The 22,974-nt window shown below is 69.7% G+C and carries 19 protein-coding genes and 1 pseudogene; 8 read left to right on the plus strand and 12 right to left on the minus strand.

The window, feature by feature from the left end; all coding sequences use genetic code 11:
- Positions 1-117: 117 nt before the first annotated feature.
- Complete coding sequence (locus tag ACWDAG_RS39675) at positions 118-3,012, plus strand: vitamin B12-dependent ribonucleotide reductase (protein ID WP_450700409.1); 2,895 nt, start codon at positions 118-120, stop codon at positions 3,010-3,012.
- Positions 3,013-3,139: 127 nt separating this feature from the next.
- On the opposite strand, the gene ACWDAG_RS39680 is transcribed toward ACWDAG_RS39675, so the two are convergent.
- Complete coding sequence (locus ACWDAG_RS39680) at positions 3,140-3,493, minus strand: MerR family transcriptional regulator (RefSeq protein ID WP_450700410.1); 354 nt, start codon at positions 3,491-3,493, stop codon at positions 3,140-3,142.
- Between the two features lie 185 nt (positions 3,494-3,678).
- On the opposite strand from ACWDAG_RS39680, the gene ACWDAG_RS39685 reads away from it, so the two are divergent.
- A complete protein-coding gene (locus tag ACWDAG_RS39685; RefSeq protein ID WP_450700411.1) occupies positions 3,679-4,380 on the plus strand; it encodes an amidohydrolase family protein in 702 nt (233 codons plus the stop codon).
- Positions 4,381-4,623: 243 nt separating this feature from the next.
- Positions 4,624-5,328 (plus strand): DUF6215 domain-containing protein, encoded by a 705-nt coding sequence (locus ACWDAG_RS39690; protein WP_450700412.1) that lies wholly within the window; start codon positions 4,624-4,626, stop codon positions 5,326-5,328.
- Between the two features lie 7 nt (positions 5,329-5,335).
- Here the strand turns inward: ACWDAG_RS39690 and ACWDAG_RS39695 are convergent, their stop codons facing one another.
- Entirely contained in the window at positions 5,336-5,869 is a 534-nt protein-coding gene (locus ACWDAG_RS39695) for a TerD family protein (protein WP_450700413.1), read from the minus strand.
- Between the two features lie 155 nt (positions 5,870-6,024).
- Here ACWDAG_RS39695 and ACWDAG_RS39700 point away from each other — a divergent pair, with 155 nt between their 5' ends.
- The 3 genes from ACWDAG_RS39700 (at position 6,025) to ACWDAG_RS39710 (ending at position 8,353) form a co-directional block, all read left to right on the plus strand.
- The gene (locus ACWDAG_RS39700) at positions 6,025-6,630 is read left to right on the plus strand and encodes a YdbC family protein (RefSeq protein ID WP_099931779.1); all 606 of its coding nucleotides are present in this window, start codon (positions 6,025-6,027) and stop codon (positions 6,628-6,630) included.
- 133 nt (positions 6,631-6,763) lie between these two features.
- Positions 6,764-7,423 carry a histidine phosphatase family protein gene (locus tag ACWDAG_RS39705; protein WP_030947189.1) on the plus strand — a complete coding sequence of 220 codons (660 nt, stop codon included), beginning with the start codon at positions 6,764-6,766 and terminating at the stop codon, positions 7,421-7,423.
- Between the two features lie 12 nt (positions 7,424-7,435).
- Entirely contained in the window at positions 7,436-8,353 is a 918-nt protein-coding gene (locus ACWDAG_RS39710) for an ADP-ribosylglycohydrolase family protein (protein ID WP_450700414.1), read from the plus strand.
- Positions 8,354-8,664: 311 nt separating this feature from the next.
- On the opposite strand, the pseudogene ACWDAG_RS39715 reads toward ACWDAG_RS39710, so the two are convergent.
- From ACWDAG_RS39715 to ACWDAG_RS39730, 4 genes and pseudogenes are all read right to left on the minus strand, one after another.
- Positions 8,665-9,149, minus strand: a pseudogene (locus ACWDAG_RS39715) (MFS transporter); the annotation flags it as partial.
- A gap of 186 nt (positions 9,150-9,335) precedes the next feature.
- Positions 9,336-9,605: a hypothetical protein gene (locus tag ACWDAG_RS39720; protein WP_450700415.1), complete on the minus strand. Its 270-nt coding sequence runs from the start codon at positions 9,603-9,605 to the stop codon at positions 9,336-9,338.
- Positions 9,606-9,624: 19 nt separating this feature from the next.
- Positions 9,625-10,299, minus strand: coding sequence for a response regulator (locus ACWDAG_RS39725; RefSeq protein ID WP_450700431.1), 675 nt, complete (start codon positions 10,297-10,299; stop codon positions 9,625-9,627).
- Positions 10,300-10,743: 444 nt separating this feature from the next.
- Positions 10,744-11,991 (minus strand): aspartate aminotransferase family protein, encoded by a 1,248-nt coding sequence (locus ACWDAG_RS39730; RefSeq protein WP_450700416.1) that lies wholly within the window; start codon positions 11,989-11,991, stop codon positions 10,744-10,746.
- Positions 11,992-12,240: 249 nt separating this feature from the next.
- Between ACWDAG_RS39730 and ACWDAG_RS39735 the strand changes: the two genes are divergently transcribed.
- Positions 12,241-13,254 carry a ferritin-like domain-containing protein gene (locus ACWDAG_RS39735; protein WP_450700417.1) on the plus strand — a complete coding sequence of 338 codons (1,014 nt, stop codon included), beginning with the start codon at positions 12,241-12,243 and terminating at the stop codon, positions 13,252-13,254.
- Between the two features lie 195 nt (positions 13,255-13,449).
- On the opposite strand, the gene ACWDAG_RS39740 is transcribed toward ACWDAG_RS39735, so the two are convergent.
- From ACWDAG_RS39740 to ACWDAG_RS39765, 6 genes are read right to left on the minus strand one after another with little or no spacing between them, the layout of a single operon-like run.
- Positions 13,450-14,415, minus strand: a complete 966-nt coding sequence (locus tag ACWDAG_RS39740) for a TauD/TfdA family dioxygenase (RefSeq protein ID WP_450700418.1) — start codon at positions 14,413-14,415, stop codon at positions 13,450-13,452.
- 7 nt (positions 14,416-14,422) lie between these two features.
- A complete protein-coding gene (locus ACWDAG_RS39745; protein WP_450700419.1) occupies positions 14,423-15,244 on the minus strand; it encodes a thioesterase II family protein in 822 nt (273 codons plus the stop codon).
- Positions 15,241-16,836, minus strand: coding sequence for a condensation domain-containing protein (locus tag ACWDAG_RS39750; protein WP_450700420.1), 1,596 nt, complete (start codon positions 16,834-16,836; stop codon positions 15,241-15,243). Before ACWDAG_RS39750 ends, ACWDAG_RS39745 begins: the two co-directional genes overlap by 4 nt.
- Positions 16,837-16,885: 49 nt before the next feature.
- Positions 16,886-17,233, minus strand: a complete 348-nt coding sequence (locus ACWDAG_RS39755; protein ID WP_450700421.1) for an acyl carrier protein — start codon at positions 17,231-17,233, stop codon at positions 16,886-16,888.
- A gap of 32 nt (positions 17,234-17,265) precedes the next feature.
- Entirely contained in the window at positions 17,266-18,477 is a 1,212-nt protein-coding gene (locus tag ACWDAG_RS39760) for an acyl-CoA dehydrogenase family protein (protein WP_450700422.1), read from the minus strand.
- Positions 18,474-20,132: an AMP-binding protein gene (locus tag ACWDAG_RS39765; protein ID WP_450700423.1), complete on the minus strand. Its 1,659-nt coding sequence runs from the start codon at positions 20,130-20,132 to the stop codon at positions 18,474-18,476. The genes ACWDAG_RS39760 and ACWDAG_RS39765 overlap by 4 nt, the downstream gene beginning before the upstream one ends.
- Before the next feature lie 260 nt (positions 20,133-20,392).
- On the opposite strand from ACWDAG_RS39765, the gene ACWDAG_RS39770 reads away from it, so the two are divergent.
- Positions 20,393-22,974 (plus strand): amino acid adenylation domain-containing protein (locus tag ACWDAG_RS39770; protein WP_450700424.1); only part of this gene is annotated, 2,582 nt, incomplete at its 3' end.

Raw genomic sequence — 22,974 nt, forward strand, 5'->3', positions numbered from 1 at the left:
GGCTATCGAAGACCCGTTGCGGGTGGCAGCGCGAGATGCCCGCAACACCAGACAGAACACCGTGCCACGGGAACATCGGGGCACTTCAGGGCGTTTTAGCCCGTACAGGGAGGCGGCATGACAGAGACGGCGAGCGGTCCGGCACGGAGTTCCCGCGCCAAGGGCACCAAGGCGACCAAGGGGCTGCGTATCGAGCGCATCCACACCACTCCCGGCGTGCACCCGTACGACGAGGTGGCCTGGGAGCGCCGTGACGTCGTCATGACCAACTGGCGCGACGGCTCGGTCAACTTCGAGCAGCGCGGCGTCGAGTTCCCCGACTTCTGGTCGGTGAACGCGGTCAACATCGTCACCAGCAAGTACTTCCGCGGTGCCGTCGGCACCCCGCAGCGTGAGGTGAGCCTGAAGCAGCTCATCGACCGCATCGTGAAGACGTACCGGAAGGCCGGCGAGGACTACAAGTACTTCGCCTCGCCCGCCGACGCGGAGATCTTCGAGCACGAGCTGGCGTACGCCCTCCTGCACCAGATCTTCAGCTTCAACAGCCCCGTGTGGTTCAACGTGGGCACCCCGCAGCCCCAGCAGGTCTCGGCCTGCTTCATCCTGGCCGTCGACGACTCCATGGAGTCGATCCTCGACTGGTACAAGGAAGAGGGCATGATCTTCAAGGGCGGCTCCGGCGCCGGCCTGAACCTCTCCCGCATCCGCTCCTCCAAGGAGCTGCTGTCCTCGGGCGGCAACGCCTCCGGTCCGGTCTCCTTCATGCGCGGCGCCGACGCCTCCGCAGGAACGATCAAGTCGGGCGGTGCCACCCGCCGCGCCGCCAAGATGGTCATCCTCGACGTCGACCACCCCGACATCGAGGACTTCATCGAGACCAAGGTGAAGGAAGAAGAGAAGATCCGCGCCCTGCGTGACGCGGGCTTCGACATGGACCTGGGCGGCGAGGACATCACCTCCGTCCAGTACCAGAACGCCAACAACTCGGTCCGTGTGAACGACGAGTTCATGAAGGCGGTCGAGCAGGGCGACAAGTTCGGCCTGCGGGCGCGGATGACCGGCGAGGTCATCGAAGAGGTCGACGCCAAGGCCCTGTTCCGCAAGATGGCCGAGGCCGCCTGGGCCTGTGCCGACCCGGGCATCCAGTACGACGACACCATCAACCACTGGCACACCTGCCCGGAGTCCGGCCGTATCAACGGCTCGAACCCCTGCAGCGAGTACATGCACCTGGACAACACGTCCTGCAACCTGGCCTCGCTGAACCTGATGAAGTTCCTGAAGGACGACGGCAAGGGCCACCAGTCCTTCGAGGTCGAGCGCTTCGCGAAGGTCGTCGAGCTGGTCATCACCGCGATGGACATCTCCATCTGCTTCGCGGACTTCCCGACCCAGAAGATCGGCGAGAACACGCGCGCGTTCCGCCAGCTCGGCATCGGCTACGCCAACCTCGGCGCTCTGCTGATGGCGACCGGTCACGCCTACGACTCCGACGGCGGCCGCGCCCTCGCCGGTGCCATCACCTCCCTGATGACCGGCACGTCGTACAAGCGCTCCGCCGAACTCGCCGCGGTCGTCGGCCCGTACGACGGCTACGCCCGCAACGCGAGCGCTCACAACCGCGTCATGAAGCAGCACGCCGACGCCAACACCGTGGCCGTTCGCATGGACGACCTGGACACGCCGGTCTGGGCCGCCGCCACGGAGGCCTGGCAGGACGTGCTGCGCCTCGGTGAGAAGAACGGTTTCCGTAACTCCCAGGCGTCGGTCATCGCCCCGACCGGCACCATCGGTCTGGCCATGTCCTGCGACACCACCGGCCTGGAGCCCGACCTCGCCCTGGTCAAGTTCAAGAAGCTGGTCGGCGGCGGCTCGATGCAGATCGTCAACGGCACGGTCCCGCAGGCCCTGCGCCGCCTGGGCTACCAGGAGGAGCAGATCGAGGCGATCGTCGCCCACATCGCCGAGCACGGCAATGTCGTCGACGCCCCGGGCCTCAAGCACGAGCACTACGAGGTGTTCGACTGCGCCATGGGCGAGCGCTCCATCTCCGCGATGGGCCACGTCCGCATGATGGCCGCGATCCAGCCGTGGATCTCCGGCGCCCTGTCCAAGACGGTCAACATGCCGGAGTCGGCGACCGTCGAGGAGGTCGAGGAGATCTACTTCGAGGCCTGGAAGCTTGGCGTCAAGGCCCTCGCGATCTACCGGGACAACTGCAAGGTCGGTCAGCCCCTCTCCGCCAAGACCAAGGAGAAGGAGAAGGTCGAGGTCACGGAGAAGGCCGAGGCGACCATCCGCGAGACGGTCGAGAAGGTCATCGAGTACCGCCCGGTCCGCAAGCGCCTCCCCAAGGGCCGCCCGGGCATCACCACGTCCTTCACGGTCGGCGGCGCCGAGGGCTACATGACCGCCAACTCCTACCCGGACGACGGTCTCGGCGAGGTCTTCCTGAAGATGTCCAAGCAGGGCTCGACTCTCGCGGGCATGATGGACGCCTTCTCCATCGCTGTCTCCGTCGGCCTCCAGTACGGCGTGCCGCTGGAGACGTACGTCTCGAAGTTCACCAACATGCGCTTCGAGCCGGCCGGCATGACGGACGACCCGGACGTGCGGATGGCGCAGTCGATCGTCGACTACATCTTCCGCCGCCTGGCGCTGGACTTCCTGCCCTTCGAGACGCGCTCCGCCCTCGGCATCCACTCCGCCGAGGAGCGCCAGCGTCACCTGGAGACCGGTTCGTACGAGCCCTCCGAGGACGAGGTGGACGTCGAGGGCCTCGCCCAGTCGGCTCCGCGCGCCCAGGAGCTGAAGGCCGTCGCCACGCCGCGTGCCGAGGTCGAGGCGGCCAAGCCCGCCCCGAAGCAGGCCCACACCAGCGCCGAGCTGGTGGAGATGCAGCTGGGCATCCAGGCCGACGCCCCGCTGTGCTTCTCCTGCGGTACGAAGATGCAGCGGGCCGGTTCCTGCTACATCTGCGAGGGGTGCGGCTCGACCAGCGGTTGCAGCTGACTGTGAGCCGCCATTGGGCGTGAATTAGCTGCTCAGGTGGGGTGTCGACGGTTATGTCGACACCCCGCCAAGCGTTTCGCCAACGTGGCCATTGCATTCAATGCGACCCCTCGGGACAACCGTGTGGCTACTCAGCATGTTCGGCTGTCGCAATGGCCCGTTGCAGCGTCTGGCGAGCTTGCGCCAACTCGTCCGCGCGCCGGTCGAGGTGGGTGAGTTGGGCGCGGAGTCTGTCCAGCACTCCCGGGCACGGACGCAGTGAGCCGTCCGCGAGGGCGCAAGGCAGCACCAGCCGGATCAATTTGGTGGACAGCCCGGCCGCCAGCAGGGCCCGGATCTGCCTGACCGTCTGCTCGGCGGCATCGTCGTAATCGCGGTACCCATTGGCCTGACGGGTCGAGGCGAGAAGGCCGACGCGCTCGTAGTAGCGAAGCAGGCGCTCGCTCGTCCCGGTTCTTTTGGCCAACTGCCCAATCAGCATCGTCTCTCCGCGGCGCTTGACCTTGTCATGGTGTCAACCGTCAACGATGGGGCCAGCGGCGGCATTCCGTCGCTGTAACCGGCCCTGACCAGGAGAATTCGTTGATCATTGATGCGCACAGCCATGTCCACGATCCCGTGCACAGCCACATCGCCCTGCTGGACGAGGCAGGGGTCGACCGCGCCGTGCTCTTCGGCACCCGTCCGCATCCCGAGAGGGCCACTGATGTGGCCTCGCTCCGGCGCGAGATGAGCGTGTTGGACGAGACGATCAGCGGACGGTCCAACGGTCCGGACAGCCACCAGGCCGCGTGGCGGGAACTGGACTCGGCGTGCGAGGCCTACCCCGATCGTTTCATTGGGTTCGGCAAAGTTCGCCTGGACCAGTCGGCTGAGCAGATCGCGGCAGAGGTCGAGCGGGAGGTCGTCGGCCGGGGCTTTCGGGGCATCGGTGAGCTGACCCCGCCACCGGACGGGGCCGGCAGGATCGAGCCGGTTCTGCGGGCAGCCGCCGATCACGGCGGGTTGCCGGTCGTCGTGCACGGGTTCGCACCGACCACGGCGCGAGACCTGGCGACTCTGGCTGGTCTCGCGCGCCACAACCCCACCGTCCCGCTGGTGATCAGCCAACTGGGCGGGCTGAACTGGCTGACGGCTGTTGAGCTGGCCCGGGACACCCCGAACATGTACCTGGAACTGTCGACGGCGAACATCATCTTCGCGGTGCGACTGGCCATCGACGAGGTGCCGGACCGCACCCTGTTCGGCTCGGACGCGCCCTATGGCGACCCGGTTCTCGCCCGTGCCACCGTTGAACGCGTGACCAGGCCGGGTGCACTGCGCGATCGCGTCCTGGGCGGCACCCTTGTGGAACTGCTCGGTCTTTGACCGCACGTGCTGGACTCGCCCGTACGAGGACTGGACTCGCCCGTACGAGGAACAGCGCACGTCAGGAATAAGTGCTCAGCGCCGGTCCGCCGGTACTGAACCAGTTGTCGAGGGCGGCTCGTGGCTCCGCCGCCCTCGGCGTTTCACCCCGATACGAAAACTTGTTCCCCCAGGGAGTGATCACACGTTAGGCTCCCCCCGCGCCCGACCGGCGCGAACGGCAGGGTGGGGAACGTGGGGGACATGGTCGACGATTTCGCCGACTCCAAAAAGGCAACGAGCGCGCCTGAGAAGCCCGCGAACGCGGTGGCTCAGGTGATCGCCGCGATCGTGGTGGTCGGGGGGCTCGCAGGGCTCCTGTGGGCGCTGGACCTGGACTCGAAGGCGTCCGCCGACCGCGGGCCGGCCGCCTGCACGGCCACGCACGACAAGCCGTCGAAACCTGTCTCGGGCGCCCAGCTCTGCGCGGCGCTCAACCGCCCGGACCTGCCGGTGCTCCTCGGCACACCGGACGAGCACACGGAGACCGCCGACGGCAACGAGAGCACGTTCACCTCGGCCGACGGCACGAAATCCACGACCCCGGAGGCGGACGTCGACCTGAAGACGTACTCCCTGAGGCTCTCGGCATCCCGCGACGATCTCGGAGTGGCCGACATGGCGGGCCTCCTGGGCACCGGCGCGGAGACGAAGACGGTGCTGGGACATCCGGCGGTCGTCTACTCCGACCGGACCATCGCCCTGAGCTTCAACCTCGGCGGCGGCAAGGCCAAGAGCGGCCCTGGAGGCGTCGCGCGCAGCCTGCTGGTCGCCCGGGACACCAAGGACGGCGGCGGCTACTTCGAAGTCTCCATCTGGCGCCAGGACTTCGCGACGCCCGACGACACGGCCCTGTTCCGCGTCGCCGAGAAGGTGCTGCCGACGGTCCCCGGATGGACCACCGGCTGACCGGACGTCAGGGCTGGTGCGCCCGGCCCATGTCCCGGGTGAACGTCTCCGGATCGTCCTCGAAGCCGTGGATCCCGGGACGGAAGGTCCACTCGCCGGATTCGTCGCGTATGAACTCCCCGACCGTGGCCGCCATGGCTCCGAGGACGTCGCCGAAGTCGTCCTCGGCCAGGACGGTGTAGCCCTCCCGGATGCGCAGCCCCGGGTTGATCACGCCGACGAAGGTCCGGTGCGCCGAGCGCTGCTGGATGACGACGCCGACCACCACGCGCGCGTACCGCTCGCTGAGCCGGTCGAGCTCCAGCGTCATGACCTCGTCCCAGCCGAAGCCCTTGCCGTCCTTGCTGTCCCGGTTGAGGTAGATCGTGCCGTCCGGGGAGCGGCTGTCGAAGTGCACCACATAGGCGGGATCGCCGTAGGCGTCGTCCGCCGAATAGGTGGCGGCGACGATGTCGAGATCGGTGTCCGCCTGTCCCGCCGGACTGGGATCCCACTTGAGTGCGACCTCGACCTTGCGGATCCCCTTGTTGATGCCGGTCACCGGATCTCCCCTTCCCCGCGTGTGCCCCTGTCCGGCCCGAACTGCCCGACGGACTGGGTCTGTTGTCCATCCTGCCACGCGCGCGTGGAGGTGTGCGCCGGAGCTGTCCACCGGAGCGTGACCGGCGCCACGCTCCGTGGCCTTACCATGGCGCGGTGCTGGTCAAGTGGATTCGCTGCACCGTGGTGGACCGCCGCGGGTTCGAGCGGGGGCAGCGAAAGTGGGCGGGGCTTCTGGGGGAGCCGGGGTTTCGGGGACAAGGTGGTGGCTGGAGCCGGGGACGCACAGGAGTGGCACACATCTTCGCCTTCTGGGAGAGCCGTGCCTTCTACGACTCCTTCATGGCCCGTTCCCACGATCGGCTGGCGGCAGCCCAGTCGGGCACCTTCAAGGATGCCCAGGTCAAGCTCTTCGACTACCGATTCGACGTGAAGACCGGCTTCGAACCGCGCTTCACGGACGCGGACCTGCTGCGGGTCGCCCTCTGTCGGGTCCACGAGGAACGGGCCGAGCACTTCACGCTCATGCAGGAGAAGGTCTGGAACCCCGCGATGGCCGGCTCTCCCGGCATGATCCGGGGTCTGTTCGGCGAGGCCCCGGGCCACGAGTTCCTGGTGCTGTCCATGTGGCGATCGGCCGCCGAACACGGCAAGTACCGCACGGAACGCGTGGAGCGGCTCGCCCTGCGGGCTCAGACGGAGGCGGACGTAGCGGCCCTCACGGGCGACATCATTGAGCTGGAGCCGACCTGGACCGTCTGACGCGTATGGTTTGAAAACTGGACGCGTTAATCGTGCTACCTGGTGTGGCCAAAGGTGCAGGAAGTGTGTGACCTACGCCGTATGGAGCCTGTCCGAGTGCTCGATCGGCCGTCACCCGATCTAGGGTTTTGGCATGGCACGACCACGGCGCATCGTCCTTGTCCGGCACGGCGAGTCAACGGGCAATGTTGATGACACCGTCTACGAGCGGGAGCCCGACCATGCGCTGGCACTGACCGAGCGGGGCTGGCAGCAGGCCGAGGAGACCGGCAAGCGGTTGCGCGAGGTCTTCGGCCGTGAGCGCGTCAGCGTGTACGTGTCACCGTACCGCCGCACGCACGAGACCCTGCGCGCCTTCCACCTCGATCCCGAGCTCATACGGGTGCGGGAGGAGCCCCGGCTGCGCGAACAGGACTGGGGAAACTGGCAGGACCGCGACGATGTCCGCCTCCAGAAGGCCTACCGGGATGCGTACGGTCACTTCTTCTACCGCTTCGCCCAAGGGGAGTCCGGTGCCGACGTGTACGACCGGGTCGGCGGCTTCCTGGAGAGCCTGTACCGCAGCTTCGAGGCCCCGGACCACCCGTCCAACGTGCTGCTGGTGACCCACGGCCTGGCCATGCGACTGTTCTGCATGCGCTGGTTCCACTGGACGGTCGCGGAATTCGAGTCGCTGTCCAATCCGGGGAACGCGGAGATGCGGATGCTCGTTCTCGGGGACGACGGCAAGTACGCGCTTGACCGGCCTTTCGAACGCTGGCGAGATCCGGAACCGTACGGGATCACCGGATAGAGTGGCAGAGCAATGACCCCTGACTCCTCTTCCGACGGGCGCCTGGACCGCGCCGTGGCCAGCCTGCGTGGACTGGCGGTGGGGGATGCACTGGGTTCGCAGTTCTTCGTACCGGTCAACTATCCGCTGCTGAAGCGTCGCGAGCTGCCGCCGGGCCCCTGGCAGTGGACCGACGACACGGAGATGGCCTGCTCCGTGGTCGCGGTCCTGGCCGCCCACCACCGCATCGACCAGGATGCCCTGGCGTATTCCTTCGCCCACCACCATGACTTCGACCGTGGGTACGGTCCCGCGGTCAATCGTCTGCTGAGGCTGGTTCGGGAGGGCGGGGACTGGCGCGAGCTGGCCGCCGAGCTCTTCAACGGCCGGGGCTCCTGGGGCAACGGAGCGGCCATGCGGATCGCCCCGCTGGGCGCCTGGTACGCGGACGACCCGGAACAGGCGACGCATCAGGCGGAGATCTCCGCGTACCCCACGCACCAGCACCGCGAGGCCGTCGTCGGCTCCATGGCGGTTGCGGCGGCCGCCGCGCTGGTCGCCGCCCCCGGCGGTCCGCCGAGCCCGGAGGCGCTCCTCGACGGAGTCGTCGCACTCGTCCCGAAGAGCGCCGTCGGTGCAGGCCTGCGGCGCGCACGGGACATGCTCGACTACGCCGACGCGGGCACCGTCGCGGCTGTACTGGGCTGCGGACGGCGTACGTCCGCCCATGACACCGTGCCCTTCGCGCTCTGGTCGGCCGCGCGAGCCCTCGGCGACTTCGAGCAGGCGTTCTGGACGACCGCGCAGGTGGGTGGTGACGTGGACACCACCTGCGCCATCGTGGGCGGGGTGCTCGCGGCGGGGAAGGCCGGCATGCCGCCTGCCGAGTGGGCAGGTCTGACGGAGGCACTGCCGGACTGGGTGCCGACTGTGCCGACCCCGTCGGTTTGAATCCTCCGCTGCCCGGTGGAGCTTCTCTGGAGACGAGCCCCTGGAAACTCTCTGTGCTTGCCGGGAACTCTGCGTGACCGTGCGTCCGTTGTTGTGGCATCAGCCGTGTGGCGCAGGAGCGGGTGTATGCACGCTGGCGCGTGAAGGGTCCGGGGGTGGTCGTGCAGTTCGTGGTCATGTGGGCAGTGCATACGGTCCTGCCCTGGCTGAGCCCTGCCGGACGTGTGCGGAGGGCCGGACCGACGTCCTCGCCCTCGGTCCCCCGGACTCGGTCCGGCCCTCCGCGGCCCCGTGCGGGGGCGGCCGCCGGTTCAGCCGACCGTCGCGCCCGCCGTACCGGCGAGTGCTTCCAGATCGCTCTTGCGGACCCGGATCACGAACCAGGCAGTGCCGAAGGCGAGCACGGCCATGGCCGCGGCCGCCACGAAGCCCATGGAAATTCCTTGGGCGAGCACCTCGTGTCCCCAGGTGCCGGGCAACTGGTGCGTCTTGGCGAACTCCGCCTTCTGCTCCGCCGAACCGCCCGCGAGGAACTTCGGCAGCTGCTTCTGCGCCTCGTCCTTGCTGGCCGAGTCGAACACCGTCGTCAGGATGGACAGACCGAGGGAACCGCCCACCTGCTGGGTGGCGTTGAGCAGTCCGGAGGCCGCACCCGCCTCGTGCTGGGCCACACCGGAGACCGCTGTGACGTCAGTGTCACGAAGTTCAGGCCCATGCCGAAGCCGAACACCAGCATCGGACCGAGAACTCCGCCGGCATACGAGCTGCCGGAGCTGATGAGCGTCTGCCAGGTCAGTCAAGTCCTCGGGGCGGCGCCTACATTGTCTGTACGATCCCGCACCGGCCGTGAGCTGGTGCCTTCCGGCACGGTCACAGTGTCGCAAGTGCGTCGGCGTTGAGGTGTGGGTGCGGCATGGCTGTGCGCTGGTGGTGGCGTCGGCGGCCGGGTGTGCCTCGTATGTGCATCAGCGGGAGTTCGCGCTCAGGGTGGGGCGGATGCGGTGAGTGCGACGCTGGGGCCGTTGTCGGTGGACGGGCTCTTGCTCCTGGCGACGGTCGGGTTGCTGAACTCGGCCCGCAGCGTGGGGCGTCGGGCGCGGACCGTGGTGTGGCTGGCCTTCCTCCTCAGCATCGCTGCCTTGTTGGTGGCGAACGTGGTGGCGCGGCCCGTGGGGTCGATCACGTGGCGGGACTTGCCTCCCGTTGATGACTCGATCATCCCGGCACTCGGCTCGGCATCCTGCCTCAGCATCCGCCTACAACAGGGTGTCTCAGCTGTGCGCTTGTTCGACGAACCGGTGCAGGTATGCGTAGGCGACGGCCTGGGCACGGTCACGGGCGTTGATCTTGGCGAACAGGCGATTGATATGGCTCTTGACCGTTACTTCGCTGATGACGAGGTGCTCGGCTATCTCGGTGTTGGACAGGCCGGCGGCGATGAGAGTCAGTACTTCAGCCTCCCTGGGGGTGAGAGCGTCGGGAAGACCGGGGCGCGAGAACGGCCGCTGAGGTGCAGGCGCACCGACGATGGCATCAATGAGATGACGTTGCACGGCAGGGTCGATGGCGGCGTGGTCGTCCAGGACACGTTTCAGAGCTTCCCGGATCTCCGCTCCGCCCGTGTCCTTGGTGAGGTAGCCGCGGGCACCGGCCCGCAGCGCGTCGATCACAGATCTGTCGTCCGAGTAGGTCGTGAGGATGACAACTTTTGTCTCGGGGCGGCGTTCGCGCAGCAGACGTGTGGCCTCGACACCGTCACAGCGGGGCATCCGCAGATCCATGAGGACGACGTCGGGACAGAGGTCCTCGGCAAGCGCGACGGCCTCGGCGCCGTCGGAGGCGACGCCGACGACATCGACATCATGCAGCAGCCCGAGCATCATGGCCAGCCCCTCCCGGACGACTCGCTGGTCGTCAGCGATGAGGATGCGGATCGCCTGCGCCATGCGGACACCTCCAACTCGACAGGAAACCTGGGGTCGTTGGTCGACGGAAAGCGTACCGCCGAGCTGATCGGCCGGTTCACGCATGGCCATGAAGCCATGGCCGCCGCTGTCGCGAGCGGGAGTCGGCCGTGGCCTGCCCTTGGTGGTGAGATCCTCGATGGTCACACGGGTGGCGGACGTCTCGTATGCCAGGCGCACCTCGACCCACTCCGGTTCGGCATGCTTGCCGATGTCTGTCAGCGCCGCCTGAGCCGCTCGGTAAGGCGTCAGCAGCCCTCGGGACCGAGCCGATGCGGCCCGCATGTGACGGTGAGCCGGCAGGGAGCGTTCCGGTCGTGCTGGAACTACGCCAGGCCCGCGCGGGCGACTCCCTTGACCCGCGGCATGACCCCTGCATCACCCTGGGCGCCTTCAGACCTGCGCTGTGCGCGTGATGAGGGCTGCTCAGGCCGAGGTTCGGCGGACCACAGCCCGGCAGGCCGCGTGCAGGCTGTGTGCGGCCGACGCCATCTGGTCGTGGGTGGTGACGACCGGGGGCAGGACGCGCAGGACGGTGGGTGCGGTGAGGCACTGGGCGAGGAGCAGTCCGCGTCGGCCGGCTTCCAGGATCGTCAGGCCCGCCTGGGCCTCGGTGGCGAACCGCAGAACCCCGAACAGGCCGACGGCGCGGGTCTCGACGACCACGTCGGGGAATTCCTCGTGCAGAGCCCCGAGCCACTGGCGGAGCGGGGCTTCGTGTGCGGCGAAGAGGTCGCCCATCGTGTCGAGCAGGTCCAGGGCGGCCAGCCCCGCCGCACACGAGGCCGGATGGCCCCCGAAGGTCGCGGTGTGGAAATAGGGGTCGGCGACGAGCGGGGCGTACAGGTCCTCGGTGCTCACCATCGCGGACAGCGGCATCACCCCGCCGCCCAGCGGCTTGCCCAGCAGTACGGCGTCGGGCTCCAGCCCCTCCTCGACGGCGAGGGACATCGGCCCGCAGCGGCGCAGCCCACACTGGATCTCGTCGGAAATGACGAAGGCACCCGCGGCACGGGCGTCGGCGCTCCACCGGCGCAGCAGCTCCGGCGGCAGGATGCGACCGCCGCCCTCGCCCTGCACCGGTTCGAAGACCAGGGCGGCGGCGGGCCGTTCGGTGAGCGCGCGGGCCACCGCATCCGGCTCCAGGGGGAGATGGCGCACGTCACCGAGGAAGCCCTGCACGGGTTTGCGGCGCTCGGGGTCCGAGGTGAGGGCCAGGGCCCCCATGCTCTTGCCGTGGAAGGCACCCTCGACGGCGAGCACGGAGGCCTGCCCCGTCCGGGCGATGGCCAGCTTCAGGGCCGCCTCCACCGCGTCCGCGCCGTTCAGGCCGAGCCAGACCCTGGTGAGCCGGTCCGGCGCGAGGACCCGCACCAGCTGGGACGCGAGCCGTGCGGCGTAGGGGTTGGCGAGCAGCCGCGTCGACGTCGGCATCTGGTCGAGTGCCCGGTGTACCGCCTCCACCACGGCGGGCGGCCGGTGCCCGAACAGCGGTACCGCGTAGCTGCCGAAGTCCAGCACCTTCCGGCCGTTGGACAGCAGTACCTCCGCGCCGTTCGCCGTGGCCTCGACCGCGCCTGCCCCGATGATCCGGTGGCGTTCGGCCACACCCGGCACGAGGTGGTGACGCGCGCTGTCCAGGACCGTCGGTGCGCCGTCCAGGTGTGCGGTCATGCGGGGGCTCCTCGGGATCGCCTGTGAATACCGTCTCCAAGTAACCGGGGCCGCCGCGGTGCCTGCCAGGTAAGGCGTCGGCAACTTGGCTGCCCGGCAGTTGCCTCTCGGATGCCTGGAGGCGTGGGCGGGCGCTCGTGAGGATGGGCGGCGTAGATGTGTGTCGAAGGAGCCTGGTCGAGCCGCGGGCCGGATGGCTCGCGGTCATGGTGGAGACCGGTTCACAGCCTGGGAAGGATGGCCAGCTCGGTGACCGACAGTGAGGCGGAGAACCGCCCGGACGAACTGTTCACGCTCGGGGGTGCAGCGTCGGCGCTCATGGAGGTCGACGCGCACATACGCGCGATCATGAACTGGGACTACACCGCCACGACGAGTCGGCTGTGGGGCCTGTACGAGAAGAGCAAGGTCTCGCAGTGGAACGTCGCGACGGACATCGACTGGAGTTACGACGTCCGGTTCGGCGCCCCCCTCGACGAGGAGTTTGGCAAGGCGGTCGCCCCCTTCGCCGCGTCACCGGAGAGCCCGGTGCCCAGGGAGCTGTGGGACGCCTTCCGCTGGGAGTACCAGGCGTGGATGGTCAACCAGTTCCTCCACGGTGAGCAGGGCGCTCTGCTCACCACGGCACGGCTGGTCGAGACGGTCCCCGACATGGCCTCGAAGGTGTACGCCGCCGCTCAGGTCGCCGACGAGGCCCGGCACGTCGAGGCGTACGCCCGTTACATCGACGAGAAGCTCGGTGTCACCTATCCGATCAACCGCGGCCTGAAGGCGCTGCTGCGGGACCTGCTCGGCGATTCCCGGTGGGACGTCGTGTACCTGGGCATGCAGGTCATCGTGGAGGGTCTCGCCCTCGCCGCGACCCGGGTCGCGAGCGCGGGCTTCGGTGACCCCATCATCACCTCCATCACCAAGATGATCGCGCGTGACGAGGCGCGTCACATCTCCTTCGGCGTCATCGCCCTCAACGGGCTCTACGAGGAGATGTCGGCCGCGGAGCGGCACGAGCGCGAGCAGTTCCTGCTGGAGGCGATCCATCTGATGTCCCAGCGGTTCCTGCTGCGCGAGGTCTGGGAGAAGATGGACCTGGATGTGGAGCAGGGGGTCCGCTTCGCCCGCACGGACCCGATGATGGTCGGCTTCCGGCAGTTGCTGTTCCGCAAGATCATCCAGGTTCTCCGACAGATTGACCTGCTCAGCCCGAAGATCCGGGACTTGCTCCTGGACGAGGCGCTGGCCCGCCCCGAGTACCTGGCCGGCTGACCCGACACGTCGTGAGGGGCGGCTGCCTCGAAGGACCCGACACGTCCTCCGAGGCAGCCGCCCCTCCTCTTGTGCCGTGCCCGGGCGGGCGCGCCGGACACGGGTCGCGTACGCGGACGGTACGCGGACGCGGACGGCACGAAGCCGCGGCCCGATGAAGGCTGCGGCTTCGTGCCGTCCGCGTGTCCCTGTCGGTCAGCCCCGCAGGGGCACGGCGAAGTCGGGCTGCTCGGCGCGCGAGAGGGCGTCGGACATCGAGACCACGATCCTGCGGGTGCCCGTGAACGCCTCACGGCCGTGCGACCAGCGCATGTTGTCGATGACCATGAGGTCGTTGCGCTCCCAGTCGAACCGCCGGGTGTGACGCGCGAAGGCGGCGCGCACCGCGTCCACGTCCGCGTCGGGGATCGTCTCCCCGTCGCCGTAGAGGACGTCGTTGGGCAGCCGGTCGGCGCCCAGGACCTCGACCAGGCCGGCCCGTACCTCCGGCGCCAGCGCCGACTGGTGGAAGAGGACGAGGTGGTTGAACCAGACGGGGACCCCGGTCCGCGGATGCACGGCCAGCGCGGGGGCCTGGCGCACCGTGCGCAGGCAGTCGTCGTCGAGCCACTGCCACTGGAGCGCGTGCTCGCGGCAGAACCGCTCGACCTCGCCGCGGTCGGAGGTCTGGAATGCCGTACGCCAGTCGAGCCCGACGCCGCCGCCGTAGTTGCGGACGTACCGCAGACCACGCTCGTGCATCGCGGTCACCACGGCGTCCGGAGCGTCGGCGAGGACCGCGGACACGTCGGCGATGGGGGTGGCACCCTCCGTCTCCGGCGGGGTCACGCAGAAGAACGCCAGCCGGCCGGGCCACACGTCGGAGTAGGACGACTCGCAGTGCTGCGGGATCACTTCGCGGGCCGGGTACTCGGTGGAGGTGAACACGCCGTCAGCCACCTCACTGCGGGGGGTGGACCGCTCCGTGTACTGCAGCGGGGCGAAACCCAGGTGGTCCAGGGCCTGTTGGAAGTGCCGCACGTCATCCGCCGTACAGCCCCTGACCAGGACCGCGCCGTGCTCGTCGAGCCGGTCCGCGATCTCGCCGCGGAACGTGTCGAAGAAGACGGTCAGCTCCTCTCCGCGTGAGTGGAGCGTGTACATGCTTGTCGGGTCGCTCACGACTGCGTCACCTCTGCGGCGGGTTGATCGAAACAGGGCTGGAGGCGGCGGCTGCCGGCATCTGCCCGGGCAGGGCGGCCGCCATCGCCGAGAACATGGCCCGCGGGTCCGTGTGCGGGTAGGCGTGCCCGCCGGGCAGCACCGTGACCGAGAAGTCCGCGGTGGTGTAGCCCCGCCAGGCGTCGAGGTCCGTGGGCGGGACGACGGGATCGTGGGAACCGCCGAACGCGTGCAGCGGGCAGCCGACCGGGTCGGGCCGCTCGACGGCATAGGTCTCGGCCAGCACCAGGTCCGCGCGGATCGCACGCATGGCATAGGTGACGAATGCCGCGTACTTCAGCAGTTCCCGCGGCATTCCGTCATTCTTGAGCAGCCATTCGAGCAACGCCTCGTCACTGCGCTCCGAGACCTTCTTGACCGGCGGGACGTGCGGGGCGCGGGAGGCCGAGACCAGCAGGGCCTGGGGCGTCGGCAGCGCCGCCCGTTCGATACGGCGGGTCAGCTCGTAGGCGAGCAGCGCCCCGAAGCTGTGCCCGAAGAGCACGTACGGTGCGCACAGTTCGGCACTGATGCCGTCCAGGAGCTGGTCGGCCAGCTTGTCGAAGTCGTCCGGCAACGGTTCGTCACCCCGGCCGCCGCGTCCCGGCAGTTCGACCGAGACCAGCTCCACGCCGGGCGGCAGGTGCGGCCGCCAGCCGGAGAACGCGCCGGCGCCGCCGCCCGACTGCGGAAGACAGATGAGCCGCAGCCCGGGATAGGCGCTGAGGAAGCGCCCGGAGACCCAGGGGTTGTGTGCCGTGGTGTCCGGCTCGAATGCGGGGGAGTTCATGGGGCCACCTGCTTCTGCGGATCGGTGGTCGGGTGCGGGGGTGCGGCCAGGTATCCGGCGAGGCGGGCCAGCAGGCCGTCGGCCAGCCGGCGGCAGAACGCCCCGGAGACGGCGTCGGGCTGGTAGCCGATGACCAGGAGTCCGCCGTCATCCACGGACGGCCAGATCTCCGCGTAGATCTCGCTGGACACACCCGGGTAGCGGGGACGGAAGAACTGCGCGGGCAGTCCCTGGAGCGGCAGCCCGCCCGGGTCGTTGTCCTGCAGGACGAAGACGTTCTGGAACAGCGGGTTGCGCGGGCCCGGCGGCGGGTCGCTCTGCAGGTCGGCGATCTCCGGGACGGAGAGGTCGAGATGGCGGAAGGCATCCCTGGCGGCGCGGGCCGCCGACACGATCGCCTCCGGAGGCGTGCTGTGCGGGCCGATGGACGGCCGCAGGACGGAGATGTCCATCTGGCTGGAGACCGTGGTGCTCAGCGCGCTGTGCGCGCGCCGGTTGACCGGTGTGCCCACGGTGAAGTCCGACGTGCCGGTCAGTTCGCCCAACGCCTGCGCGTAGGCGCCGAGGTACACGGCGAAGGGAGTGACGCCCCTCGACGAGGCGAGCCGCCGTACGCCTTCCACGGTGCCCGGAGGCAGAGCCGTCTCCACCATGCGGCAGGCGGTACCGCGGGGGGCCTCGGGGCCGCCGGGGTAGGTCAGCGGTCTCAGCCCCCTCACCGTCTCGGTCCAGTACGCGCGCTGGGCGTCCAGGTCGACGTACGGCAGGTGCGCGTCGTGTGCCGCCGCGACGTCCACCGGGTCGGCGGCGGGCGGCAGTTCGGGCGTGCGGCCGTTCACGGCGGCGTTGTAGGCCCGCGCCAGCTCGCCGGACATCAGCCCGGCGGCTCCGCCGTCCAGCGCGATGTGGTGCACGGAGAAGCCGAAGAGCGTCAGGTGTTCCTGCCGTACGGCGACGTAGACCGGACGCCAGATCTCCCCCTTCGCCAGCCGGAAGGGCCGGGCGAGTTCCCGCGCCAGGACCTCCCGGGCCTCCTGCTCGGTGTCGGCGATCAGCTCGCTCATCACCGGGGGCGGGACGTCGGCCGGCTGGATGTAGGGGGCCTCCTTGAACAGGTACTCCGAACTCAGGAAGCGATGCCTGCGGTGCACGGTCGCGACCGCCTCGCGCAGCGCCGCCCGGTCCGGCCGTCCGGTCAGCCGCCAGCTGCGCACCACGTGCAACGAGAGGTCGTCCGGACTGAACATGTGCTTGAGGAACATGTACGACTGCATGCGCGACAGCGGCGTGGGCCCCTCGTACCCGGCGCCGGCCGGGGCCGCCGCGGGTGCGGCGGGTGCGCTCGCCCCGTCACCGGCCCGCAGCCAGGCCGCGAGGGACTCCACGGTTCCTGTGCGGTACACCTGCGACAACGGAACCGGGCGGCCCAGCCGGTCGCCGAGCCGCGCGCACACCACGCCCAGCTGCAGCGACGTGCAACCGAGCTCGGTGAACGAGATGTCCTGCCGGACGTCCGGAGCCCGGAGCCCGAGAACCGTGGCGACGACCTCGGTGATCGTCTCGTCGAGGAGATCGACCCTGCGGGTGGTCATGGGAGAAGAACCTTTCGCTTCCCGCCCTGGCGGGGTGGTGGGCACTCGGTCAGGCGGCGGGGTTCCAGGTGGTGCCGTACTGGGCGCACACGGTCTCCACCTCGGAGGTGGCCGGCAGCTCCGCGGCGTCCTGGGCCAGCGCGTTCTGGATGAGGTCCACGATGTCCCCGACGGTGCGCAGGGCCATGGCCCGCTCGGGGGTGATGGAGTCCAGACGGAACAGGTCCTCCAGCGTGAAGCCGAGTTCGGCCAGGGACAGCGAGTGGAAACCCAGGTCACCGATGAGCTGATGGTCGCTCCGGAGGTGCTGGGGGGCCTGCGGTGCCACCAGGCGGATCACCTGGTGCACCACGGCGGGGACCAGATCCGCCTGCAGGACGGTCGCGTTCTGGGCCATGTCTGTTGCTCTCTTCCTGTGGGAACGGGACGTCAGTGCGCGGCGACGGACGGTGTGTTGTGGACACGGTTCTCGTGCTCTTGGAGGACGGCCGCCCCGGCGGCGTCGGGCACGTCGAGATGCAGGCAGATGATCTGCCGCAGCATCTCGTCCGTTCCACCGCCGATACGGGTCAGCCGGGTGTCGCGGTACATGCGCTCAAGGGGATAGTCGGTGGTGTAGCCGCGCGCGCCGAGGAACTGCAGCGTCTCGTCCACGGCAGCGCTTCCTGCGCGGGCGGCCACGAGCTTGGCCGCCGCGACCAGATGGTGCGGCAGGTGGTCGCCCCTGGCCGTGCGGCAGGCGGTGTCGAGGAGCGCCGCCGCGGCCTCCACCTCGGCCCAGCGGTCCGCGAGGCGGTGCGCGAGCGCCTGGTGGTCGAAGAGGCGCTTGCCGAACTGCGTGCGCTCACGCAGGTGTACGGCGGCCATGCCCAGGGCGGCCCGGCCGACGGCCACCAGGCCCACCGTCGCCGCGAGTCGCTCGTAGTCCAGCAGTTTCAGCGCGTACATCAGGCCGGCGTCGACGCGGCCCACCACCTCGTCCTCGGTCAGCCGCACGTCGAACTCGACGCCGCCGGTGTCGGCCGAGCGCACGCCGAGCGTGTCGAAGAAGCGCGTGACGCGGACGCCGGGACGGTCCAGCGGAACCAGGAACAGGGTGAAGGCGTTCTCCCCGGCACCCGTCCGGGCGAGCACCATGACATGGGTGGCACGGCCGACGTTGGTGGTGAAGCGCTTCTCTCCCGTCAGGTGCCAGCCACCGTCCGCCACCCGTCGCGCGCTGGTCCGCATCGCGTAGAGATCCGAGCCGCCGGTCGGCTCGGTGAACGCCGCGCAGCCGATGGCCCGCCCCGCCAGCGCGTCCTGAAGCGTGCTCGCCGTCCGCGCGGTCCCGTAGCGGTGCAGCGCGTGCACGAACAGCTCGCTGTGGATGGACAGGGCGAGCGCGGCCCCGGCGTTGACCGGCGAGACCTCCTCGACCAGGGCGCGGGCCAGGGGGAGCCCGGCCGCGGGACCCACGGCCCACCGGTCGCGGAAGACCCCCGCGGATCCGAACGCGGCGAACAGCTCCCGGGGCAGGTGCCCGTCGCGCTCCCACGCGTCGGTCTCCCCGCGCAACGGGTCGAAGACCTTCCGTATCCGGGCGCGGTGCGCGTCGTGGTCGTCCTGGGCGTCGACGGCGGATGGTGCGGTGCTGCTCATCGGGTGCCTTCCGGTGGTGAGTCGCTCGGCAGGGCCTGCTCGGTGAGTGCGCCGACCTGGCCGGTCAGGGTGCCGGCGGTCAGCGCCTGCCACATCACGCGTCGGCGCGGCTTGCCGCTGGAGGTGACGGCCAGGCCGCCCCGGCGCACCTCGACGCGGAGCAGCTCGGTGTCGACGAGCCATTCCCGCAGCACGGCCGCCGCCATCTCGAACCACTCGGGCTTCGGGGTCTCGAAGACCACGGCCGCCGTGTTCACGCCGTCCCGCACCCCGAGGAGTACGGCCACCCGGCGCTCGGGGATGCCCTCTTGGTGCAGCAGGGCTTCAAGGCTCTCCGCGAAGACCATGCGGCCGCGCACCTTCAGGCCGTCGCCGAGCCGGCCGACGACGAACAGCTGTCCGTCCCGCAGGAATCCCGCGTCGCCGGTGCGCAGCGTGCCGTCGGCCAGGGTGGTCCCGGACACGGCGCTCGCCCGGCCCACGTAGTCGGTGGCCACCGACGCGCCCCTGACGACGATCTCGCCGACGGTTCCGTCCGCCACCACGGCACCGTCGTCGTCGATGACCTCCACCTCGACGCCTTCCAGCGGGCGTCCGCAGCCCACGATGGGCGCGGCGGTGCCCTCCGAACCGCTCGGCGCCAGCGCGGTCCAGTCCTCGTCCAGGGGCAGCCCGGTGACGGCGAGCGTGGCCTCGGCCCCGCCGTAGGCCGGCAGGAACGCGCGCCGGTCGAAACCGTTCGGGCCGAGGAGGTCCTCCACCCCCGTCAGGGACTGCGGGTCGATCCGTTCGGCGCCGAGGATGACCGAACGCAGCGAGTCGAACCGCAGACCCTCCAGATCGGCGGGCCTGACGCGGCGCAGCAGGTAGGCGAGGCCGAAGTTCGGCATGGCGGCCAGCCCGACCCGCTGGTCACTGATGCAGCGCAGATAGCGCGAGGGGGAGCGGATGAAGTCCTCCGGCTGCATCATCCAGCCGTCGCATCCCGTGGTCACGATGTTCATCAGGCAGCCGATCAGGCCCATGTCGTGGTGGACCGGCAGCCAGGTGATACCCGGCAGGTCCGGCGTCCACCGCAGCCACCGGCGCATGGCGGTCACGTTCGCCCGCAGCGCCTCGTGGGTGACCCGCACGCCCTTGGCGTTGCCGCTCGACCCGGAGGTGAACTGCAGCAGCGCGAACCTGGCGGGCGGCAGCGGCGCGGGGAGCGGGGCGACGCCCTCGACAAGCTGGTCGTAGAGGACCGGCGGCTTCAGCCCCAGCCGCTCGGCGACCCGGCTGACCTGGGGCAGCGAGTCCTCGTCCGAGATGATCAGTGCGGGCCCGGCCGTCTCGAACAGCGGGGTCACATGGCTCTCGTAGGCGTCGGCCCGCTGGAAGGCGAACGGCGGCGCGATGGAACACGCGGTCGCGCCGGCGGCCATGGTGCCGAACAGCCCGGCGACGAAGCCCGGGCTGGAGCGCTGGACGACCACGACCGTGTCACTGTTGCGCACTCCGTGGGCGGCCAGTGCCGCCGCGGTACGGCAGGTGAGGTCGGCGAGACGGGCGTAGGACCAGTGGTCCCAGCTGTCGCCGGGGCCCGCGAAGTGCAGTCCCCGGTCGGCAGACCGTTCTTCGAGCCATTGCAGTAGTCCTCTGTCCGGAATGCTCACCAACGGGTGCTCCTCGTCCACGCGTGTTTGCCTGGGCACGGCGCATCGGCCGACGTCACGCAGCGGCATCCTGCCCAGCGCCCGGGCATCGCGGCCAGGCAAGGCTCCGGCAACTCGCAGGTAATGGAACGACCGGATCAGGTGCCGGTTCATTGCCTGGTGGCGCCGGTGCCCCGCGGGTCAGCATCGTCGCGCCCAACCGCACCCAGCGCATCCATCGAGTCGCGGCCAGTGCGCCAGGAAAGGTGATCGAAGCCCGCATGAGCACATTCACCGCTGAAGCCATGTCACTTCCGCTGTCGGCAGCTCAGCTCGGCGTATGGTTCGCCCACCAGCTGGACCCGAAGGCCGCCACGTACAACCTGGCCAACTACATAGAGATCCACGGTCCGGTGGACGCGGAAGCGCTCAAGCAGGCCATCCGGCAGGCGGAACTGGAGTGCGGCACCTTCGACGTCCGACTGCGCGAGGAGCCCGACGGACCGTGCCAGGTGCCCGTGGACCGGGCGAGCCCCGGACTGCAGGTGATCGACGTCAGCGGCCGGCCCGATCCGCTGGCCGAAGCCCGGACGTGGATGGCCCAGGACCAGTCCGCGCCCGTCGACGTCCTGCACGGCTTCCTCTCCGTGGACGCCCTCTTCAAGCTCGGTGAGGACCACTACGTCTGGTACAACCGCTGCCACCACCTCCTGGTCGACGGCTACGGCGGCGCCCTCTTCACCAACCGCGTCGCGGAGGTCTACACCGGACTGCTGAGCGGCACCGCACCGAGCGGCAGCCCGCTGGGCGAGCTGGGCGACCTGCTCGGCAACGAGCTCGCCTACCGGACCTCGCCGGACTTCGACGGCGACCGGGCCTACTGGGTGGACCGGTTCTCCGACCTGCCGGACGCGGTGAGCCTCGCCGAGGGCGAATCCGCCGTCGCGCGGCAGGCGTTCGCGCGGCAGCACGGCCTGCTGGACGAGTCCGAACTGCAGCTGGTCAGGGACCTGGCCCGGCGCTCGCGCACCTCCTGGACGGTCCCCGTCATCGCAGCGGTCGCCGCGTACCTGCACGGCATGACGGGCAGCTCGGACATCGTCCTGGGCCTGCCGGTCAGCGCACGGCGCAGCGCCGTGGCGCAGAACGTGCCAGGCATGGTCTCCAACCAGCTTCCGCTGCGGCTTTCCCTCCAGCCGGGGATGACCGTGTCGGAGCTGGTCCGGCACGTGGCCACGCGGCTGGGCGAACTGCTGGTGCACCAGCGTTACCCCTACGAGGACCTGCGCCGCGAGCTGAAGCTCGTCGGGGACAACCGCCACCTGTTCAACGTCTCGGTCAACATCCTTCCGTTCGGCGAGGACCTGCGCTTCGCCGGGCACACCACGACCACCCGCACGCTGTCCACCGGACCGGTGCACGACCTGGCGCTGACCCTCTACCCCGGCACGGCGGGCAGCGGGCTGCAGATCGACTTCGACGCCAACCCCGCCCGCTACACCGAGGACGAGATCGGCGCCCACCGGCTGCGCTTCCTGCACTTCCTGCGGAACTTGACCAGCGCGGCGCCCGACACACCGGTCGGCCGGGTGCCGCTGCTCACCGACGACGAGCGGACGACGGTCCTGGACACCTGGAACCGGACCGAGCGCCCGATGCCCGACACCGATATCGCGGCCCTGATCTCGCGCCGGGCCGCCCTCGCCCCCGAAGCCGTTGCGGTGATCTGCGCGGGAACCCGCCTGTCCTACGCCGACCTGGAAAGCCGCGCCAACCGGTTGGCGCGGCGGCTGATCGCGCTCGGCGCCGGCCCGGAGCGGCTGGTCGCGCTCGCCCTGCCGCGCTCGATGGACCTCGTGGTGGCGCTGCTCGCGATCGTCAGGACGGGTGCGGCCTATCTGCCCCTCGACCCCGAACACCCGGCCGAGCGGATCGAGTTCGTGCTCCGGCAGTCGCGGGCGGTCTGCCTGGTCACCACCGAATCCATCGCCACGACCCATTTCGCCGCCGCAGCCGCCGACGTCCACCGGCTGTCCCTGGACAGCTCCCGGACCGTACGGGAGTTGGCCGCCCTGCCGGCCACCGGACTCCGGCCGGACGAACTGCTCGCCACGTCGCACCCCGACCACCCGGCGTACGTCATCTACACCTCGGGTTCCACCGGCACGCCCAAGGGCGTCATGGTGACCCGGGCCGGGCTGGCGAACATCGTCGACTTCATGTGCGCCGAGACGGCGATGACACCCGGCGACCGGGTCCTGGCGGTCACCACCATCGCCTTCGACATCGCCTCGCTGGAGGTGCTGCTGCCCCTCGCCACCGGCGCCGGCATCGTGATGGCCACCGACGAGGAGATGGGCGATCCCAGCACACTCGGCCGCCTGGCCGCGGCTCACGGCGCCACCACACTGCAGGCGACGCCGTCCCTGTGGCGGGCGCTGCTCGAAACGGACCGGCAGGAACTGCGCGGACTGCGCATGCTGGTGGCCGGCGAGGCGCTGGCGAAGTCCCTCGCCGAGACCATGCGCGAGGCGGGCAGTCAGGTCATCAACGGCTACGGCCCCAGCGAGACCACGATCTACTCCTCCGTCTGCCCCGTCGAGGAGGGCTGGAACAACTCCATCGGCCGGCCTGTGGCGAACACACGTGTGTATGTGCTGGATGGTGGTTTGCGTCCGGTGCCGGTGGGTGTGGTGGGTGAGTTGTATGTGTCGGGTGTGGGGTTGGCTCGTGGGTATGTGGGGCGGGCTGATCTGTCGGCGGAGCGGTTTGTGGCGGATCCGTTTGGTGCGCCGGGCACTCGTATGTATCGCACGGGTGATGTGGTGCGGTGGGGTGGGGATGGGTGTTTGGAGTTTGTGGG

This window comes from Streptomyces sp. NPDC001157, assembly GCF_053598255.1.

What these genes read in the sequence shown, in the direction of transcription:
- ACWDAG_RS39675 (WP_450700409.1), top strand. Translation starts at nt 118, where the DNA reads ATGACAGAGACGGCGAGCGGTCCGGCACGGAGTTCCCGCGCCAAGGGC.
- ACWDAG_RS39680 (WP_450700410.1), bottom strand. Translation starts at nt 3,493, where the DNA reads ATGCTGATTGGGCAGTTGGCCAAAAGAACCGGGACGAGCGAGCGCCTG.
- ACWDAG_RS39690 (WP_450700412.1), top strand. Translation starts at nt 4,624, where the DNA reads ATGGTCGACGATTTCGCCGACTCCAAAAAGGCAACGAGCGCGCCTGAG.
- ACWDAG_RS39705 (WP_030947189.1), top strand. Translation starts at nt 6,764, where the DNA reads ATGGCACGACCACGGCGCATCGTCCTTGTCCGGCACGGCGAGTCAACG.
- ACWDAG_RS39710 (WP_450700414.1), top strand. Translation starts at nt 7,436, where the DNA reads ATGACCCCTGACTCCTCTTCCGACGGGCGCCTGGACCGCGCCGTGGCC.
- ACWDAG_RS39720 (WP_450700415.1), bottom strand. Translation starts at nt 9,605, where the DNA reads ATGCTGAGGCAGGATGCCGAGCCGAGTGCCGGGATGATCGAGTCATCA.
- ACWDAG_RS39725 (WP_450700431.1), bottom strand. Translation starts at nt 10,299, where the DNA reads ATGGCGCAGGCGATCCGCATCCTCATCGCTGACGACCAGCGAGTCGTC.
- ACWDAG_RS39730 (WP_450700416.1), bottom strand. Translation starts at nt 11,991, where the DNA reads ATGACCGCACACCTGGACGGCGCACCGACGGTCCTGGACAGCGCGCGT.
- ACWDAG_RS39745 (WP_450700419.1), bottom strand. Translation starts at nt 15,244, where the DNA reads ATGAACTCCCCCGCATTCGAGCCGGACACCACGGCACACAACCCCTGG.
- ACWDAG_RS39750 (WP_450700420.1), bottom strand. Translation starts at nt 16,836, where the DNA reads ATGACCACCCGCAGGGTCGATCTCCTCGACGAGACGATCACCGAGGTC.
- ACWDAG_RS39755 (WP_450700421.1), bottom strand. Translation starts at nt 17,233, where the DNA reads ATGGCCCAGAACGCGACCGTCCTGCAGGCGGATCTGGTCCCCGCCGTG.
- ACWDAG_RS39760 (WP_450700422.1), bottom strand. Translation starts at nt 18,477, where the DNA reads ATGAGCAGCACCGCACCATCCGCCGTCGACGCCCAGGACGACCACGAC.